Here is an 18,073-nt window from a genome sequence, read left to right as displayed (position 1 = left end):
ACGGTGTGCTAGTCCACACGAACACCATGCGTCACCGCCTTTCCCTGCTGCTCGCCGTCACCGTACCGCTGGCGGCGTGTACGGTTGGCCCCAATTACCACCCCGCCACGCCCGCGACGCTCGGCGTGCCCGATGTGTATTCGGTGCCGAGCGACGGCCGCCCCGCCGCCGATCTCACCGCCTGGTGGACGCAGTTCAACGATCCGCTGCTGGCGAGCATCGTCGAGCGCGCGCGGACCAACAATCTCGACATCGCCCAAGCCGTCGCGCGGCTGCGCCAGGCGCGCGAAGCGCTGGTCCAGTCGCGCGCGCAATTGCTGCCGACGCTGAGCGGATCGGGCGGCTATACGCGCTCGCAAAGTATCCGCGGCGGCACGACGACCTTGCCCGGCGGCGCGACGGTCATCACCGGGCGCGGATCGGGCGACACGCTGTCGCTCGGGCTCGACGTGCAATATCAGGTCGGGCTGTTCGGCGAAGTGCGCCGCACGGTCGAGGCGAGCCGCGCGCAATATCAGGCGTCGGGCTATGATTACGCGACGGTCGTGCTGTCGACCCAGGCCGAGACCGCGCGCAACTACATGCTCGCGCGGCTGTATCAAGCGCAGCTCGCCAATGCGCGCGATTCGCTGCGATTGCAGGACGACAACCTCCAGATCGCGGGCTTCCGCGTCCAGGCGGGGCTCGTCTCCTCGCTCGATGCCGAGCAGGCGCGTTCGCAGCGCGCCTCTACCGCGGCGACGATCCCGACGATCGAGCAGAATTACAACGCTGCGGTGTCGCGATTGGGCGTGCTGACCGGCCAGGCCCCCGGCGCGCTCAAGGCCGAGCTGGCGGCGGCGCGGCCGATCCCGACGGGGCCGGCATCGGTCGCGGTCGGCATCCCGATCGACACGCTGCGCCAGCGCCCCGATGTCCGCGCCGCGGAGCGCGCGCTTGCCGCTGCGACGGCGCAGATCGGCATATCGAAGGCGGCGCTCTATCCGGCGCTGGCGATCAGCGGCAGCGTCTCGACCGATGCATCGCATCTCGGCGACCTGTTCCAGAGCATCGCGGGCCAGGTGTTCGCCGGGCTGACACAGGCGATCTTCAACGGCGGGCGGCTGCGCTCGCAAGTCCGCGCGAGCGAGGCGGCGGCCGAGGGTTCGTTCGCGGCGTACAGATCGACCGTGCTGAGTGGGCTCGAGGATGTCGAAAACGCGGTCGTCGCGCTCGATAGTGCCAAGCGTCGTGCAGCACAGTTCGCGATCGCGCTCGATGCCGCGAACAACAGCGCGATTCTGTCGCGCACGCAATACCGCGCGGGGCTGACCGATTTCACCACGCTCAACACGTCGGAGGCGAGCTTGCTGACCGCGCGCAACGGCCTCAGTCAGGCGCAGTCCGACCAGGCGACGGCGCTCGTCCAGCTCTATCTCGCGCTCGGCGGTGGCTGGGACAGTGCCGCCGATCCGGCCGCCCTCCCGACCGCCCTCCCGCTCTCTCCCGCACAGGTACGATAGATGGCCGATCCCGCGCGCACCGATCTGAACGAATTTCTCGGCGCCAAGTCGGTTCCCGCCTGGCGCCGCTGGGCGAAATGGGCTGCGGTCGGCGTCGGCGTCCTGTTGCTGCTGATCCTGCTCAAGAGCTGCTTCGGGGGCACTGCCAAGCCCGAATATGCGACCGACACCGTCGCGCGCGGCGCATTGGCGGTCAGCGTCTCGGCAACGGGCAAGCTTGCACCGACCAACCAGGTCAATGTCGGTTCGGAATTGTCGGGGCTCGTCACCAAGGTCGTCGTCGACGTCAACGATCGCGTGACCAAGGGACAGCCGCTCGCATTGGTCGATCCGTCGCGTTTCCAGGATACGGTCAACCAAAGCCAGGCCGCGCTCGATGCCGCGGTCGCGACGGTCGCGCAGAATCAGGCGACGCTGTCGCAGTCGAATGCGACGCTCGCGCGCTTCCAGGAGGTCAGCCGCCTGTCGGGCGGGCGCGTCCCCGCCAAGACCGAGATGGACCAGGCTATCGCCGACCGGAACCGCGCGATCGCCAATGTGCGGGCGGCGCAAGCCAACGTCGCCTCGGCACGCGCGACGCTGTCGTCGAACGCGACGCAGCTCGTGAAGACGGTGATCCGCTCGCCCGTAAACGGCGTCGTGCTCGCGCGACAGATCGAACCGGGCCAGACCGTCGCCGCCTCGTTCAGCACGCCGACGCTGTTCGTCATCGCCGAGGATCTCAGCCGGATGAAGCTCCAGGTCGCGATCGACGAAGCCGATGTCGGATCGGTCAAGGAAGGGCAGAGCGCGGTCTTCACGGTCGACGCCTTCCCGGGCAAGACCTTCCCCGCGGCGATCACGCGCGTCGATCTCGGATCGAACCTGTCGGCGCAAGCGAGCACGACGACCACGACGACGACCACGACCGGGCAAGTCGTCTCGTACAGCGCGACGCTGAGCGTCGGTAACGCCAATCTCCAATTGCGCCCGGGCATGACCGCGACTGCCGACATCACCACGACCGCCAAGACCAACGTGCTGCTCGTCCCCAATGCCGCGTTGCGCTTCAAGCCGACCGACACGGGCGCGAGCGCCAACAAGGGCATCGCCGGCGCGCTGATCCCCGGTCGTCCACGGCGTGGCGGCGCGGGTACGGGCAAGGGCGAGACGGTCAAGCGCGGCGGATCGCAGACGGTCTATATCGCCGATGCGCAGGGCACGCCGCAGCCGGTGCAGATCACCACGGGTGAGAGCAACGGCGCGATGACCGAAGTGATCGGCGGCAATCTCAAGCCCGGCGACAAGGTCATCACCGGGCAGCTCGCGGCGGGCGCGAGCGCATCGGGGGCGGGCAAGCGCAAGCGGTCGGGCGGGCAGGCCGGTGGCCAGTAACGCCCCCGCCGTCCACGTCGCCGGCCAATATGTGCCGGCCGCGGGCGCACCGATCATCGCGCTGCGTCAGGTCATCAAGACGTACGGCGAGGGCGCGACCGCGTTCCAGGCGCTCAAGGGCATCGACCTCGACATCGCGCAGGGCGATTTCGTCGCGGTGATGGGGGCGTCGGGCTCGGGCAAGTCGACGACGATGAACATCCTCGGCTGTCTCGACGTGCCGAGCGGCGGGACGTTCGTGTTCAAGGGCGTCCATGTTGAGACGCTCGACCGCGACCAGCGCGCGTTGCTGCGGCGGAAGTATCTCGGCTTTGTGTTCCAGGGGTTCAATTTGCTCGCGCGCACGACCGCGCTCGAGAATGTCGAGCTGCCCTTGCTGTATCGCGGCGATGCGAAGAAGGAGCGGCGCGCTTTGGCGATGGCGGCGCTCGACAAGGTCGGGCTCGCCGACTGGTGGGACCATACGCCGGCCGAGCTGTCGGGCGGGCAACAGCAGCGCGTCGCGATCGCGCGCGCGATCGTGACGTCGCCGTCGGTGCTGCTGGCGGACGAGCCGACCGGCAACCTCGATTCGGAGCGGTCGATCGAGATCATGGAGCTGCTGTCGGGGCTCAATCGCGACAGCGGGATCACGGTGATCATGGTGACGCACGAGCCCGACATGGCGGCGTTCGCGCATACTATCGTCCATTTCAAGGACGGGCTGGTCGAGCGCGTCGAGGCGCAGCATCGGCCGGGGGAGACTCCCGACGAATCCCCCTCCCGCTTGCGGGAGGGGTTAGGGGAGGGCAGTGCCTCGAGCGATAGCCCCACCGGCACGCCCCTCCCGCAAGCGGGCGGGGAATCATAATGTTCGGCACGACCCTCCTCCTCGCGCTGCGTTCGATCGCGCGGCACAAGCTGCGTTCGTTCCTCACCACGCTCGGCATCATCATCGGTGTCGCGGCGGTCGTGACGATGGTGACGCTCGGCCAGGCGACGACCGCAGCGGTGCAGAAATCGATCGCCGCGCTCGGCACCAACATCCTCCAGATTCGCCCCGGCCAGGGTTTCGGCCGCGGCGGCGGCGGACCGCGTCCGCCCGACTTCAAGGCCGACGACCCCGCCGCTATCCGCGACCAGATCGCCGGTGTGACTGCGGTCGCGGCGCAGGCCGGCACGACCGGCACCGCGATCTACGAAGGCGCGAACTGGTCGACCACCGTCAACGGCACGACCAATGCCTATTTCCAGGTCCAGCCGTGGCCGCTCGCCGAGGGGCGCATTTTCACCCCGGCGGAGGAAGCCGCAGGCAAATCGATCTGCATCATCGGCAATACCGTCAACGACAATCTCTATCGCGGCGCGTCGCCGCTCGGCACGCGGCTGCGCATCGCCGGGATTTCGTGCGACGTGATCGGCTTGTTGTCGAAGCGCGGGCAGGCGGGTTTCGGCGGCGATCAGGACGATGTCATTATCATGCCGCTGAAGACGGTGCAGCGCCGCTTCACCGGCACGACCGACCTCAAGCTGATGCTGGTCGGCGTCGACCAGGCCTATTCGAGCGCGGCGGTGCAATCCTCGATCGAGGACCTGTTGCGCGAACGCCGCAACATCACCGGCGGCAAGGACGACGATTTCAACATCTTCGATACAGCCCAGATCTCGGCGACGCTGACGCAATCGACCACCTTGCTGACCGGGATCGTCACCGCAGTGGCGGCGATCAGCCTGATCGTCGGCGGGATCGGGATCATGAACATCATGCTGGTGTCGGTGACCGAGCGCACGCGCGAGATCGGCATCCGCCTCGCGATCGGCGCGGTCGCGAACGAGGTGCTGATGCAGTTCCTCGTCGAGGCGATCGCGCTGTCGATGCTCGGCGGGTTGATCGGGCTCGTCGTCGCGCAGCTCGCGATCCTCGGCCTGGCGCCGGTGATGAAGGTCGACTTCCTGTTCGTGCCGCAGATCAACCTGATCGCATTCGGCATCTCGGCGGTGATCGGCGTCGTCTTCGGCTATTTCCCCGCGCGCCGCGCCGCAGCACTCAACCCGATCGACGCGCTCCGCCACGAATAACCGCGTAGCGCTACGCCCTTTCTTCTACGCGTCTCCGCGTCTCCGCGTGAAATCAATTTCTTGTTCACGCGGAGACGCGAAGACGCGGAGAGAAGTGGGGATGCCCGCTTGCGCGGGGCGGGCGGCGCGGGCAGGACGCAGCGATGACCAGCTGGAAAGTGACGCTCCCCTGCACCCGCGCCGAGGCCGAGGCCATCGATGCCGCCGATGATATCGCCGAGGGTATGGTGCTGATGACGACCGAACTCGAGGAGGACGATCGCGAGCATTGGCGGCTCGACGCCTATATCGAGGTGGCGCCGACACCCGCGGCAATCGCCGCGATCCGCCTGCTCGCGCCGAGTGCGGGGGAGACCGCGCCGCTGGTCGAGGAACTGCCCGACGAGGATTGGGTGACGCTGAGCCAGGACGGGCTCGAGCCGATCGCCGAGGGGCGCTTCGTCGTCCATACCAGCGCGCATCCCGTCGCCGCCCCCGCAGGCGGTCGCGCCTTCCTGATCGAGGCGGGGCAGGCGTTCGGCACCGGACACCATGCGACCACGTCGGGGTGTCTCGCGATGCTCGATCGCCTCGCCGACCAATCGTTCGCGCGGATCATCGATATCGGCACCGGCACCGGGCTGCTCGCTTTCGCCGCACAGCATCTGTGGCCGACGGCCGAGATCGTCGCGACCGATATCGACCCGCGCGCGATCATCGTCACGCGCGAGAATGCCGAGCTCAATGCGCTCGACGGCATCGCGCTGATCGTCGCCGACGGTGCGCTCGACGATACGATCACCGCGCGAGCGCCGTACGATCTGGTGATCGCCAATATCCTGGCGGGCCCCTTGGTGTCGATGGCGCCCGAGCTCGCCGCAATTGCCGCGCCCGGCGCGACGATCGTCCTGGCGGGCTTGCTCGACACGCAGCGCGCCGACGTCGTCGCGGCGTTTGCCGGCTGCGGCTGCACGCTGGCCGAGACCGACCGGCGTGGCGACTGGACGATCCTGCGGCTCGTCGCGGGCGCGGTGCGCTATGTCCCGACCAAGCCGATCGACCCGAAGGGACGCGACGGCTGGGCGCTCGATCTCTAGCGGCGCGTCAGGCCGGCTGCCACTCGGCCTTCTCGCGCCGGAGCGAGGCGAGCAGCGAATCGTAGATCACCTTGGCGCGCGTCAGCCCGGCCTGGCTGCGCCCGCGATCGTCGATCGGCAGCTCGCCGCGCACGCCGAAGCCGTCGCGCAGGAACTCGCGGTCGTCATAGCGTGTCTTGAACGTCTGGAGAAAATCGCGGCATTCGCTCGCCATCGTCGCGCGTTCGTCGAAGCTCAGCTGTGGCAGCGCCTCGGCGATTTCGGCATGCAGCGCCTTCAAATGGCCGAAAACATGGAGCCGCTCGGTCATGAACGCCTGCAGCGTCGGCCACTGTTCCTCGGCCATCGCCCAGCGCTCGCGTTCGGCGCGGCTCACGACGCCTTCGCCAGCGCATAGGCCTGCGACCCGCGCGTCAGCAGCATGTCGTCGGGCAGGATTTGCGCGACCGGCACGTCGGGCATCTCAGCAAGCTTGGTATAGAGCGGGGCGAAGTCGGTCTCGACCGTTACGCGCAGCAGATCCTCGAAGCTCGGGATGACGAAATAGTTCTGCTGGAAGTCGTCGATCCGGTACTCGGTGCGCATCACACGTTCGAGATCGAAGGCGATGCGATTGGGGCTCGGGTCATCGAGTGCGAACCGGCTCTCTGCAAAGCTCGACACGATCCCCGCGCCGTACAGCCGCAAGCCCTCGGGCTCGGCGACGAGGCCGAACTCGACCGTGTACCAATACAGCCGGCCGAGATATTTCAGCGCATCGAGCCCCTGTGCCCGCTGCCCGCCGCGGCCGTATGCCGCGAGGTAATCGGCGAAGACGGGATCGGCGAGCATCGGGACATGGCCGAACACGTCGTGGAACACGTCGGGTTCCTGGAGATAATCGAGCTGGTCGGCGCGGCGGATGAAATTGCCCGCGACGAAGCGGCGGTTCGCCATATGGTCGAAGAACACGGCGTCGGGGACGAGCCCGGGCACCGCGACGACTTGCCAGCCGGTGAGCTTCATCAGCCGGTCGGACAGTTCCTCGAAATCGGGAATCCCCGGTTTAGACAGCTTGAGTACATCTAGCCCGCGCAAATAGGCGTCCGACGCGCGACCGGGCAGCAGTTTTGCCTGGCGCGCGAACAAGGTGTCCCAGACGTGGTGTTCTTCTTGGCTGAAATGCGCCCAATCCTGCGGGATCGTCCAATCGGCGGAGGCGCCGGGCGGGGGGCGGTCGAGAACGTGCGTATCATCGGTCATTGCTGCAGGGTATCACAGCCACTGCGGGTCTGGAATGCTTACGCATGAAACGAATTCTTGGGCGGGTAGTCAGCGTGGCTGGCATAATCGCCGTATTGCTCGTCGCTTATGGCGCGGCGGGGATGGCGGGTGGCGCCGTGCCGAGCAACGCCGGCTGGAGCCAGCCGCGCGACGGCGTGCGAATCCTGGTCGAGAGCAATGGCGTGCATACCGATCTGGTGCTGCCCAAGGTCGCCGCCGGGGTCGATTGGCGCGATCTGTTGCCGGGGGATGATCTCGCCGATCCGCGCTATGCCGGCTTCGATCATGTCGCGATCGGCTGGGGCGAGCGGACCTTCTACCTCGAGACGCCGCGCTGGAGCGACGTGAAGCCGCTGACCGTGCTGCGTGCAGCGATCGGCAGCGATCGCACCGTGCTGCATGTCGAGCACATCGCGCCGCCCGCCGCGGCCGACGATGCGCGCGAGGTAGTGCTGCGGCCTGACGAATATCGCCGGCTCGCGGCCTTTATCCGCGCGAGCTTTGCGGGGCGGCAGGCGTGGCACCGCGCGGGCTACGGCAGCAACGATGCCTTCTACCAGGCGCGCGGGCGCTACAGCGCGATCGAGACGTGCAACGCCTGGACCGGTGACGCCTTGCGAGCGGCCGGGGTGCGGATCGGGGTGTGGACGCCGTTTCCGGTGACGGTACTCGGCTGGTTTGCCCCGCCGCGACATCCGCTACGAGATGCGACGTGAAGCCGCCGTCGAAAGCATTGCTCGCGCTCGAAGTGCCGCGCGGGGCGTGGGGACTTGCGTCGCTGCTCGGGTCGCGGTCGCTGCTGGCCAAGGGGCCGCGCGGCGATGGGCGACCGGTGCTGTTGCTGCCGGGACTGTTCAACAGTGATCTGTCGGGGGTGTTCCTGCAGCGCTATCTCGTCTCGCTCGGCTATCGCGCCGAGGGGTGGGCGCTCGGGCGCAATCTCGGCGCGCGGACGATCGGCGTCGATGGCGAGCGGCTGCACGACCGGATCGCCGCGCTGGCTGCGGCGAGCGGCGAGCCGGTGACGTTGGTCGGCGTCAGTCTCGGCGGGATCATGGCGCGTTTCGCGGCGCATCGCTGGCCCGAGCTGGTGCGCGAAGTGGTGACGATCAGCTCGCCTTATGCCGGCAGCCCGCGTGCGACTAATGTGTGGCGCGCGTTCGAATTCTTCACCGGCGACCGGATCGACGCGCCCGAGATCGTCGCGCACAGCGCATTGGTCGCGCAGACCCCGCCGGTGCCGGCAACCGCGATCTGGAGCCGCAGCGATGGGCTGGTCAATGGCATGATCTGCCACGACGCCGCGGGGCGATCGGTCGAGGTGCGCAGCAGCCATGTCGGCGTGCAGGTGCGCCCGGCGGTGTTGCTCGCGGTGGCGCAGGTGCTGGGCGGCGCTGCGGTCTGAACGAACGTCGTACCGACCGTCACCCCGGCCTCGTGCCGGGGCCCACCGTGCCGCGCGTGCTACGCGGGCCGGATGTGCGGGCCGGTGGACCCCGGCACAAGGCCGGGGTGAAGAAGGGGCCTTCAGCGCCCGGCTTGATACCCGTCGTAGCGATTGCAATCGGGGCGCTGCTCGCGGCGGCATTCCTGCGCCCAGCGGCGGCGTTCGGCGCCTTCGCGCGCTTCCTGCTTGCGCATCTTGCGGCCGTAGTTGCGATCGGCTTCGGACTGGCTCGTCGTCGTCCAGTCGACCGCCTTGCCCGCGGCCTTGACGGGGAAGGTGACGATGCTGGCAGCGGTGCGGACGCAGCCTCCCATCATCAGCGGGAGCAAGGCGGCGGCGATCAAGGGGCGGTACTGCATCATTTTTCCTTTAGGGCGTTGCGCACCTTTACGCCAATCCCTGGAAAATCGGTAAAGAAGCCGTCGATTCCGAGCGCGAGATAGCGCCGCATCGCATCTTCGATCCGCCCGTGGACCGCCGGATCGGTGCCGGTCTGCAGGCTCGGCGGCAGGAAGATGTTTTCGGCGCGGAAGGTCCAGGGGTGGAGCCGCAGCCCGGCGGCATGCGCATCGGCGACAAGGGTCGTCGGCGGCGCATCGCCATTCTCGATCATCGCGAGGCCGGGGCCAATGCCATACGCGTATTTCGCGACCGCCTTGAGCCCCTCGGGCGTGACCATCGCGGCATAGCTCGGCACGGCATGGTCGGCAGGGCCGCCGCTCGCGTCCATCAGCTGGATCAGCCGCAGCCCCGTCATCGCGTGGATGCGCTTGAGATTGTCGACCTCGAACGACTGGATGAACACCGGGTCGCTCGGTTTGTCCCAGCCTGCCGCCTTGAGCTCCGCGACGAGCCGCGCTTCCATCGGATGGCCGATGCGCGCGAAATAGCTCGGATGCTTGGTCTCGGGATAGATGCCGACGACGCGCCCGCCGACCGAATGCTGTTTCGCCAGAGCGATCACCTCGGCGAGCGTGGGAACTTCGAACTGGCCGTCATATTTGACGTTGCCGGGGCGCAGCTTGGGCAAACGCTCGACCGCGCGCAGCGTTTTCAGCTCGGTGAGCGTGAAATCCTCGGTGAACCAGCCGGTATGGCTCTCGCCGTCGATCACCTTGGTCGTGCGGCGCGCGGCAAATTCAGGGTGCTTGGCGACATCGGTGGTGCCGGTGATGTCGTTCTCGTGCCGCGCGACAAAGACGTCGTCCTTGGTCAGCACGAGGTCGGGCTCAATGAAATCGGCGCCTTGCTCGATCGCGAGCGTGTACGAGGCGATGGTATGCTCGGGCCGAAGCCCGCTCGCGCCGCGGTGCGCGATGACGATCGGCGGGGAGAGCGGCTGCGCGGCAGCAGGGGTGGTGACGGGGGCGGGGACGGGGTGGGGCATCGCGCCAGTCTGCGCGATCGCCGCGCTCGACGCCAGCGACAGCAACAGCGCCGCGACTGTCTGGGCGGCCTTGGCGGTGCTCGAATGCGTCATCGTCGTGAAAATCCTCTTGGCAGCGTCGTGTCCACCCGCATGGGGCAAGACGATGACAGTTTGACGATAGCGCGCCACGCGAAAAGCCTCGATAGCGCAGCGCTGTGCGGACCATATCGGCGGCGGCGCGCGTTGATGCCGCAGGGCGAGGGGCAGCCGCGCCGGAGAACCGAGATGATCGCGATCGACGACTATGTGCTGATCCTGCTCGCCGCGGGGCGGTCCGAACGCTTCGGCGATGCCGACAAGTTGCAGCAGGACTTTCTCGGCAAGCCGCTCGCCTTCCACGTCGTCACCGCGCTCGAGGATGTGCCGTTCAAGGCGCGTTTTGCGGTCTGTTCGAACACCGCGCTCGATTTCGGCAGTCGGGGCTACACCGTGCTCCACAATGCCGACCCCGGCGATGGCATGGCGGGATCGGTCAAGCTCGGCGTGCGCGCCGCGATCGAGCTCGGCTGTGCGGGTGCGGTGATCGCGCTTGCGGACATGCCGCGCGTGACCGCGTCGCACATCTATCGCCTCGCCGACGCGGTCGACGGCGATGGCGAGAATGCCGTGATCGCCTCGAGCAACGGCGTCCAGACGAGCCCGCCCGCGCTGTTCGGCGCAGCGCGGCTTCCGGCGCTGCTCGAACTGGCGGGCGACGAAGGCGCGCGCGCGATGGTCCGCGCCGGGCGCCACGTCATCGCGCCCGAAGCGGAGCTACTCGACATCGACCGGCCCGAGGATCTCGAGCGGCTCCGCGCGCTGCGCTAACGGACGTAGCTCGCGCCGTTGATGTCGAGCACCGCGCCCGTCATCGACGCCGGCGCGGTCAGCGCGAGGAAGCGCGCGGCCTCGGCAACTTCCTCGGGCATCGCGACGCGCCCGAGCGGAATGTCGGCGAGTAGCGCGTCGCCGCCGCGGCTCTCGAGATAATCCTCGGCCATCCCGGTCATCGTGAAGCCCGGGCAGATCGCGAACGCGAGGATCCCGTTACGGGCATAGCCGCGCGCGATCGACTTGGTCATCGCGACCATCCCGGCCTTCGACGCGGCATAATGCCAATGCGCCGGCGAATCGCCGCGATAGGCCGCGCGGCTGGCGATGTTGACGATCCGCCCGCCGACGCCGCGTTCCTGCCAGTGGCGCACCGCAAAGCGGCAGAGCTCGGCCGAGGCGGTCAGGTTGATCCGCAGCGTGCGCTCCCATTGCTCGACCCAGACCGCATCGTCGGACTCGATCGGGTTCGCTTCGAACACCCCGGCATTGTTGATCAGCACGTCGATCCGCCCATCGCAGCGCGCGAGTGCTGCGTCCCACAAGGCGCGCGGTGCGGCGGGATCGGCGAAGTCGGCGGGTATGCCCGAGCGGGTGCCCTGGCCGATGACGGTGGCGCCCGCCGCTTCGAGCGCGGTGAGCGTGGCGGCACCGATCCCGCGCGATGAACCGGTGAGGAGGATGTTGGTCATGGGCGGTGTTTAGCGGGCCGTTCGCCCAAGCGCTACGGGCCTCCCCTCCCTTCAGGGAGGGGAGAGACGGGAGGAGGTCAGGCCGCCACGCTTGCCGAGAAGGTGTCGGCCGCGCCTTTCAGCTCGCCCAGCCGATCGTCGACGGTGCCGAACTCGCGTTCGAGCGTGTCGATCTCGCCCGCGACTCGCTCGGTGCCCGCCCGGATCGCGGTGATCGTCCCCGACATCGAATCGGCGGCGAGCGCGGTTTCGTCGACTGCCGCGGTGATCGCGGTAACGGTCTGCGCTTGCGCCTGCATTGCGAACCGGATGCGGTTGGCGCTTTCCTGGACCTCGACGACGGTCGATTTGATCGAGGCGTTGGTCTCGACGGTCGAGCGCGTCGCCGACTGGATCGCGGCGATCTTGGCGGCGATGTCGTCGGTCGCACGCGCGGTCTGGTTGGCGAGGCTTTTCACTTCCTGCGCGACCACCGCGAAACCACGGCCGGCATCGCCCGCGCGCGCCGCCTCGATCGTCGCGTTGAGCGCGAGCAGATTGGTCTGTCCGGCAATGTCGCGGATCAGCCCGAGGATCGATTCGATAGACTTTGCGTGATCGCTGAGCGTCTCCGACATGCCGACCGCCGTCGTCGCCTGGGTCGAGGCGCGCGTTGCGATTTCGGCGGCGGCTTCGACTTCGCTGCGCGCATCCTCGATCGCGCGAATGAGGCCAGCGGCAGTCTGCGCGGCTTCGCGCATCGCCATCGCCGACTGTTCGGCCGCGGCGGCGACTTCGCTCGTCTGGCCGAGCATCCCGCGCGCCGCGCGCGATGCACCTTGCGCCTGGACGCGAATGCGGTTGCCGAGCGCGGCGGCGCCCTCGATCGAGCTGGCGATCGTCGCGCTGAAATCGGCCGAGCGGGTGCGCCGTTCGGAGCGTGCGCGTTCGGCATCGTGCGCGCCGAGATACGATGCCATCACATCGGCCTCGACGAGCGCGAGCCGCTGGACGCAATCGGCGAGCGCGCCGATCCGCGACGACCCGCTGCCGAGCTTGGCTTCGATCGCGACCAGCGTGCGGGTATGCGCAAAGCTCAACGACGAGAGCAGTGCTTGCAACGGCACGCCCGCCTTTTGCGACGATGCGGCATGGCGCGTCGCCATTCGCATCCAGTCATCCTCGTACGGCGCGGCATATTTGACGCGGGTGTAGCGCGCGCTGTTGTCGACTCGCGTGTCGAGATAGTCCGCGGTGAATTGCGAGCGGATGTGCGCGCTCACCGGCAGCGAGAGATAATGCTCCCAGAAAGCACGCGAGATTTCGGCTTCGTGTCCGGCGATCGCCTGCGTGATCTCCGCCGCGCACGCGCGGATGCTGCCGTCCCAATCATAGTCGGCGACACGGGCGGCGGCGGTGCGGTGTTCGCCGCTCCACCCACCCGGGATCGCGCCTACAAGCGCGTCGCTTACTGCCATCTCAGTTCCTCGTTCCCGGTTTACGCCGCGACTTTTGCGACAAAGTCGCTCGCGCGGTTCTTTAGGGTCCCCAGCTTGTGGTCGAGCGAATCGAAGCCGCGACCGACGCTGTCGATCTCGGAGGCGACCGATTCGGTGTCCTCGCGGATCGCGGTGATGGTGTTCGACATCGAATCGGCGGCAAGCGCGGTCTCGTCGACCGCGGCGGTGATCGCGGTGACGGTGTGCGCTTGCGCCTCCATCGCATAGCGGATGCGGTTGGCGCTTTCCTGGACCTCGGCGACGGTCGATTTGATCGAGGCGTTGGTCGCGACGGTCGAGCGCGTCGCCGACTGGATCGCGGCGATCTTGGCGGCGATGTCGTCGGTTGCGCGCGCGGTCTGGTTGGCCAAGGACTTCACCTCTTGCGCGACGACCGCGAAGCCACGCCCCGAATCGCCGGCGCGCGCCGCCTCGATCGTTGCGTTGAGCGCGAGCAGATTGGTCTGCCCGGCGATGTCGCGGATGAGCCCGAGGATCGATTCGATCGACTTGGCATGGTCGCTGAGCGTTTCCGACATGCCGACCGCAGCGCTTGCCTGGGTCGAGGCGCGTGTCGCGATCTCGGCGGCGGCTTCGACTTCGGAGCGCGCATCCTCGATCGCGCGGATCAGCCCGGCGGCGGTCTGCGCCGCTTCGCGCATCGCCATCGCCGATTGCTCGGCGGCGGCGGCGACTTCGCTCGTCTTGCCGAGCATGCCGCGCGCGGACGTCGAGGTGCGGACCGACTGGCCGCGCAGCACTTCGGATTCCTGCGTCGCTTCCTCGACCGTCGCGGCGATGCGCTCGCGGAACTCGGTGGCGAGTCGGTCGCGCTCGCCTTGCGCGCTGTTGAGGCGGAAGGCGTTGTAGATTTCGACGGTGATCTCGGCTTCGAGCCCGGTCAGCCGCATCAGCGTATCGATGAAGCCGGGCAGGCGCGGGTCGTCGCCCTTGACGCGCTTGAACAGGATGTCGAGCGCGGCGCGGTCGCTCGCGCAGGTCATCGACAGCAGCGCCATCGTCGACACGCCCTCCTTGTAGCCCGACGCGACCGATCGCTCCATCGACTCGATCCAGGCACGCCCCGAAACGTCGCAGAAGCGATTGCGCAGGAAGGTCACGCCAAGCTCGATCATCTTGGTTTCTTCGTGCGGCTGCCAGCTCTTTTCGCCCGGGCTCGCGCGGCGCCATTGCGCCCAGAACGCCAGCGCGATCTCGGCGGCATCGGCCTCGAGGACGCTCCACACGTCGCGCGCGGCGGCTTCCAGCGTATTGTCGAAATCGAAGGCGCGCAGGCGCGCCCGGATATCGATGGTCGCGGCGACCGTACCGGGGGCAGGCAATGCAGTGGGGTTCAAGGCGAAGCTCCGTATCTGCCGCAGCCATGGGCTGTACGCTACTGGTCGGCGGTCACCCGATGGCTTAACGCGATTTGGTTAACGCTCGGTAAGCCCTGCGTGCGGCCTGCTCAGGCCCTTGGGCAAAGTGCCCAGCTGCAATTGCTGCATGTGCGTGGCATGCCAGAAACCTTGCATCGCAGCGCTTGCCGACTAAAGGAGCCACAACCCAATATGACGAGGACGTCCTAGCCTTGGCCAGCCCAACACCCCGCGCCCGACCGCTCAGTCCGCATCTGTCGATCTGGAAACCCGGTCCGCACATGGTGGTCTCGATCCTCCACCGCATTACCGGCGACGGTATGGCGACAGTCGGCACCGTCGTGCTCGTCTGGTGGCTCGCCGCGATCGCGGCGGGGCGCGAGAGCTATCACACTTTCTACCATGTGTTCGGCGAAGTTGCCGGCGGTGCGCTCGGCTACCTGTTCGCCATCGGCATGACGCTGTGCTTCTTCCAGCACATGGCGACCGGCATCCGCCACTTCTTCCTCGATGCCGGCGCCGGTTACGAGTTGAAGATCAATCGCTCGGGCTCGATCGCGACGATGGTCTTCGCGGTGGTGGCAACCGTGCTCGTCTGGGCCTATATCGTGGGGGTCAAGTAAGATGGGTAACGGAACCGAACTCGGCCGCGTCCGCGGTCTCGGCAGCGCCAAGGAAGGCGCGCACCATTGGTGGGCGCAACGCGTCACCGCCGGATCGAACCTGTTTCTTACCTTGTGGTTCTTCGTCGCGCTCGTCCGCCTGCCGGCCTACGATTACGACTCGGTCCACACCTGGCTCGGCTCGCCCTGGGCGGCGATCCCGCTGGTGCTGCTGATCCTCTCGGTCTTCTATCACTTCCGGCTCGGGCTGCAGGTGCTGATCGAGGATTACCAACACGGCGCCAGCCGGGTTGCTTTGATGCTGCTGCTCAACTTCTTCACCTTCGGCAGCGGCGCCGTCGCCCTTTTTGCGATCCTCAAGGTCGCGTTCACCGCCACCACCGGAGTGCCGCATGTCTGAGGCATATAAGATTATCGATCATACCTACGACGCCGTCGTCGTAGGTGCCGGCGGGTCCGGCCTTCGTGCCACGATGGGGATCGCCGAAAGCGGGCTGAAAACCGCGTGCATCACCAAGGTGTTCCCGACGCGCAGCCACACCGTGGCCGCGCAGGGCGGTATCGCCGCGTCGCTCGGCAACAACAGCCCCGACCATTGGACGTGGCACATGTTCGACACCGTCAAGGGGTCGGACTGGCTCGGCGACCAGGACGCGATCGAGTATATGGTGCGCGAAGCACCGGCGGCGGTGTATGAGCTCGAGCATGCCGGCGTGCCGTTCAGCCGCAACGAGAATGGCACGATCTACCAGCGTCCGTTCGGCGGCCACATGCAGAACATGGGCGAGGGGCCTCCGGTCCAGCGCACCGCCGCTGCCGCCGATCGTACCGGTCACGCCATGCTCCACGCGCTCTACCAGCAGAGCCTGAAGTATGACGCCGACTTCTACATCGAATATTTCGCGCTCGACCTGATCATGGAAGACGGCGTGTGCCGCGGCGTGATCGCTCTGTGCATGGACGACGGCTCGATCCACCGTTTCCGCTCGCACAACGTCGTGCTCGCGACGGGTGGCTATGGTCGCTGCTATTATTCGGCGACGTCGGCGCACACCTGCACCGGCGACGGCAATGCGATGGTGCTGCGCGCGGGGCTCCCGCTGCAGGACATGGAGTTCGTCCAGTTCCACCCGACCGGCATCTATGGTGCGGGCGTGCTCATTACCGAAGGCGCGCGCGGCGAGGGCGGTTACCTCACCAATTCCGAGGGCGAGCGCTTCATGGAGCGCTATGCCCCGTCGGCGAAGGATCTCGCGTCGCGCGACGTCGTGTCGCGCTCGATGGCGCTCGAAATGCGCGAGGGCCGCGGCGTCGGCAAGAATGGCGACCATATCTGGCTCCATCTCGACCATATCGATCCCAAGGTGCTTGCCGAGCGCCTGCCGGGCATCACCGAGACCGGCAAGATCTTCGCCGGCGTCGATCTGACGCGCCAGCCGCTGCCGGTCACGCCGACGGTGCATTACAACATGGGCGGCATCCCGACCAATTATCACGGCGAAGTCGTCCATATGAAGGATGGCAACCCCGATGCGGTCGTCCCCGGCCTGTTCGCGGTGGGCGAGGCGGCATGCGTCTCGGTCCACGGCGCCAACCGCCTGGGCTCGAATTCGCTGATCGATCTGGTCGTGTTCGGCCGTGCGACGGGGCTGCGGATCAAGGATATCCTCAAGCCCAACACGCCGCACCAGCCGCTGCCCAAGGGGTCGGAAGAGCTGTCGCTCAGCCGCCTCGACCGCTTCCGCAACGCGACGGGCACGATCCCGACCGCGCAGATCCGCCTCGAGATGCAGCGCACGATGCAAAAGAACTGCGCCGTGTTCCGCGACAACGAGCTGCTGAACGAGGGCGTCGAGCAGATCAAGGCGACCTACGCCAAGCTCAATGACGTCGCGGTCACGGATCGCTCGCTGATCTGGAACACCGATCTGGTCGAGACGCTTGAGCTCGACAATCTGCTCGCGCAGTCGATGGTGACGATGCAGTCGGCGGCGAACCGCAAGGAATCGCGCGGCGCGCATGTCAACGAGGATCATCCCGATCGCGACGACGCGAACTGGATGAAGCACACCACCGCGACCTTCACGGGTTGGGGCGGCGTCGGCGGCAAGGTCGAGATCGGCTATCGCCCGGTCCACGACTACACGCTCACCGACGAGGCCGAATACATCAAGCCGAAGAAGCGGGTTTATTGAGCGGCCGGAGGGGCGAGGACAGCCTTGCCCCTCCGCATCAGGCGGCGATGATAGTGCGCTAGAGTGCGAACATGCCCGTCAGCACCGAAAGCGCCGCCGCCACTGTAGCGGGTTGAAGCGCGCCAAGCCTCGTCACCAACCGTGCCCGGTCGACCGTCCGGATCTGGTCTAGCAAGATAAGACCGGATTTCCGGCGAAAGGTTACCGGCACGCGAAATGGCGCTGGGTGGCTGCCGCTCGTCAGCGGGGCGACGATCGTCCGCCGCAATACCCCGTTGAGATCATCGGGCGATAACACCAGACACGGGCGGGTTTTCTGAATTTCGCTTCCGACGGTCGGATCGAGCGAAATCAACCAGACCTCGCCACGTTTCACCACGTCGAGGCGTCGTCGCCGTCATTGCCGAATGCGGTCCAGGCGGTTTCGTCGGGATCCTCTTCCGCCGCCGCGACCAGCGCTGCGGCCTCTGCCCAGCCCTTGCGCGGCACGTCTCGGATCGGGGTTGCGATCAATCGACCATCCTCGACACGCAAATCCATGGCCGCGCCGGTGGTGACGCCGATCTCGCCTAGGATCGAGCCTGGGAGGATCATTCCGGTCGAATTGCCGATCTTGCGGAGCGAAGTTTGCATTCCCCGAAATACCATTCGCGCAGTGATGTGGCAACTTCGTTATAACTGCGTCGCGTTGCGGTGGCGTTCTGTAAGCAATCGGTCGCGATATTCCGCACCGTGGCGGAACCAGCC

General features: G+C 67.2%; 20 protein-coding genes. 11 read left to right on the top strand and 9 right to left on the bottom strand.

The genetic code is table 11. From position 1 onward, the window contains the following. The first annotated feature begins 26 nt into the window (after window positions 1–26). From IE187_RS08175 to IE187_RS08155, 5 genes are all read left to right on the top strand, one after another. A complete protein-coding gene (locus IE187_RS08175; protein WP_189675829.1) occupies window positions 27–1,502 on the top strand; it encodes an efflux transporter outer membrane subunit in 1,476 nt (491 codons plus the stop codon). Further along, a complete protein-coding gene (locus tag IE187_RS08170) occupies window positions 1,503–2,876 on the top strand; it encodes an efflux RND transporter periplasmic adaptor subunit (RefSeq protein WP_189675828.1) in 1,374 nt (457 codons plus the stop codon). Beyond that, entirely contained in the window at window positions 2,866–3,726 is an 861-nt protein-coding gene (locus tag IE187_RS08165; RefSeq protein ID WP_229839305.1) for an ABC transporter ATP-binding protein, read from the top strand. The genes IE187_RS08170 and IE187_RS08165 overlap by 11 nt, the downstream gene beginning before the upstream one ends. After that, window positions 3,726–4,934: an ABC transporter permease gene (locus tag IE187_RS08160; RefSeq protein ID WP_133186434.1), complete on the top strand. Its 1,209-nt coding sequence runs from the start codon at window positions 3,726–3,728 to the stop codon at window positions 4,932–4,934. The genes IE187_RS08165 and IE187_RS08160 overlap by 1 nt, the downstream gene beginning before the upstream one ends. A 143-nt stretch (window positions 4,935–5,077) precedes the next feature. Further along, window positions 5,078–6,010, top strand: coding sequence for a 50S ribosomal protein L11 methyltransferase (locus tag IE187_RS08155; protein ID WP_189675827.1), 933 nt, complete (start codon window positions 5,078–5,080; stop codon window positions 6,008–6,010). Window positions 6,011–6,017: 7 nt separating this feature from the next. On the opposite strand, the gene IE187_RS08150 is transcribed toward IE187_RS08155, so the two are convergent. Further along, window positions 6,018–6,386, bottom strand: coding sequence for a hypothetical protein (locus tag IE187_RS08150; protein WP_133186438.1), 369 nt, complete (start codon window positions 6,384–6,386; stop codon window positions 6,018–6,020). Further along, window positions 6,383–7,252, bottom strand: a complete 870-nt coding sequence (phhA, locus tag IE187_RS08145; RefSeq protein ID WP_189675826.1) for a phenylalanine 4-monooxygenase — start codon at window positions 7,250–7,252, stop codon at window positions 6,383–6,385. Before phhA ends, IE187_RS08150 begins: the two co-directional genes overlap by 4 nt. A 44-nt stretch (window positions 7,253–7,296) precedes the next feature. Between phhA and IE187_RS08140 the strand changes: the two genes are divergently transcribed. Both IE187_RS08140 and IE187_RS08135 read left to right on the top strand, forming a co-directional pair. Next, window positions 7,297–7,989: a TIGR02117 family protein gene (locus tag IE187_RS08140; protein WP_189675825.1), complete on the top strand. Its 693-nt coding sequence runs from the start codon at window positions 7,297–7,299 to the stop codon at window positions 7,987–7,989. Beyond that, entirely contained in the window at window positions 7,986–8,678 is a 693-nt protein-coding gene (locus tag IE187_RS08135) for an esterase/lipase family protein (RefSeq protein WP_189675824.1), read from the top strand. The genes IE187_RS08140 and IE187_RS08135 overlap by 4 nt, the downstream gene beginning before the upstream one ends. A 122-nt stretch (window positions 8,679–8,800) precedes the next feature. Here the strand turns inward: IE187_RS08135 and IE187_RS08130 are convergent, their stop codons facing one another. Together IE187_RS08130 and IE187_RS08125 are read right to left on the bottom strand one after the other, a co-directional pair. Beyond that, window positions 8,801–9,079 (bottom strand): hypothetical protein, encoded by a 279-nt coding sequence (locus tag IE187_RS08130; RefSeq protein ID WP_133186446.1) that lies wholly within the window; start codon window positions 9,077–9,079, stop codon window positions 8,801–8,803. Then, window positions 9,079–10,107: a glycerophosphodiester phosphodiesterase gene (locus tag IE187_RS08125; protein ID WP_189676228.1), complete on the bottom strand. Its 1,029-nt coding sequence runs from the start codon at window positions 10,105–10,107 to the stop codon at window positions 9,079–9,081. Before IE187_RS08125 ends, IE187_RS08130 begins: the two co-directional genes overlap by 1 nt. A gap of 267 nt (window positions 10,108–10,374) precedes the next feature. Between IE187_RS08125 and IE187_RS08120 the strand changes: the two genes are divergently transcribed. Next, window positions 10,375–10,956 carry a nucleotidyltransferase family protein gene (locus IE187_RS08120; protein WP_133186448.1) on the top strand — a complete coding sequence of 194 codons (582 nt, stop codon included), beginning with the start codon at window positions 10,375–10,377 and terminating at the stop codon, window positions 10,954–10,956. Here the strand turns inward: IE187_RS08120 and IE187_RS08115 are convergent. From IE187_RS08115 to IE187_RS08105, 3 genes are all read right to left on the bottom strand, one after another. Beyond that, window positions 10,953–11,651: an SDR family NAD(P)-dependent oxidoreductase gene (locus IE187_RS08115; RefSeq protein WP_189675823.1), complete on the bottom strand. Its 699-nt coding sequence runs from the start codon at window positions 11,649–11,651 to the stop codon at window positions 10,953–10,955. The two genes, IE187_RS08120 and IE187_RS08115, sit on opposite strands and share 4 nt — an antisense overlap. Before the next feature lie 77 nt (window positions 11,652–11,728). Further along, on the bottom strand, window positions 11,729–13,108 hold the full coding sequence (locus tag IE187_RS08110; RefSeq protein WP_133186452.1) for a methyl-accepting chemotaxis protein: 1,380 nt from the start codon (window positions 13,106–13,108) through the stop codon (window positions 11,729–11,731). Between the two features lie 20 nt (window positions 13,109–13,128). After that, a complete protein-coding gene (locus IE187_RS08105; protein ID WP_133191870.1) occupies window positions 13,129–14,472 on the bottom strand; it encodes a methyl-accepting chemotaxis protein in 1,344 nt (447 codons plus the stop codon). A gap of 248 nt (window positions 14,473–14,720) precedes the next feature. Between IE187_RS08105 and sdhC the strand changes: the two genes are divergently transcribed. Genes sdhC through sdhA form a run of 3 tightly spaced genes read left to right on the top strand, consistent with a single transcriptional unit; the run spans window position 14,721 to window position 17,326 of the window. Then, window positions 14,721–15,131, top strand: coding sequence for a succinate dehydrogenase, cytochrome b556 subunit (gene sdhC, locus IE187_RS08100; protein ID WP_133186454.1), 411 nt, complete (start codon window positions 14,721–14,723; stop codon window positions 15,129–15,131). Window position 15,132: 1 nt separating this feature from the next. Beyond that, the gene (gene sdhD, locus IE187_RS08095) at window positions 15,133–15,531 is read left to right on the top strand and encodes a succinate dehydrogenase, hydrophobic membrane anchor protein (RefSeq protein WP_133186456.1); all 399 of its coding nucleotides are present in this window, start codon (window positions 15,133–15,135) and stop codon (window positions 15,529–15,531) included. Next, the gene (gene sdhA / locus IE187_RS08090) at window positions 15,524–17,326 is read left to right on the top strand and encodes a succinate dehydrogenase flavoprotein subunit (RefSeq protein ID WP_189675822.1); all 1,803 of its coding nucleotides are present in this window, start codon (window positions 15,524–15,526) and stop codon (window positions 17,324–17,326) included. Before sdhD ends, sdhA begins: the two co-directional genes overlap by 8 nt. A 58-nt stretch (window positions 17,327–17,384) precedes the next feature. Here the strand turns inward: sdhA and IE187_RS08085 are convergent, their stop codons facing one another. Together IE187_RS08085 and IE187_RS08080 are read right to left on the bottom strand one after the other, a co-directional pair. Beyond that, window positions 17,385–17,705: a type II toxin-antitoxin system PemK/MazF family toxin gene (locus tag IE187_RS08085; RefSeq protein ID WP_133186460.1), complete on the bottom strand. Its 321-nt coding sequence runs from the start codon at window positions 17,703–17,705 to the stop codon at window positions 17,385–17,387. Then, a complete protein-coding gene (locus tag IE187_RS08080; RefSeq protein WP_133186462.1) occupies window positions 17,699–17,959 on the bottom strand; it encodes an AbrB/MazE/SpoVT family DNA-binding domain-containing protein in 261 nt (86 codons plus the stop codon). Before IE187_RS08080 ends, IE187_RS08085 begins: the two co-directional genes overlap by 7 nt. Window positions 17,960–18,073: the final 114 nt, after the last annotated feature.

Source organism: Sphingomonas glacialis (assembly GCF_014653575.1).
GTDB lineage: Bacteria > Pseudomonadota > Alphaproteobacteria > Sphingomonadales > Sphingomonadaceae > Sphingomonas > Sphingomonas glacialis.
This window is presented reverse-complemented; position numbering and strand designations above follow the sequence as displayed.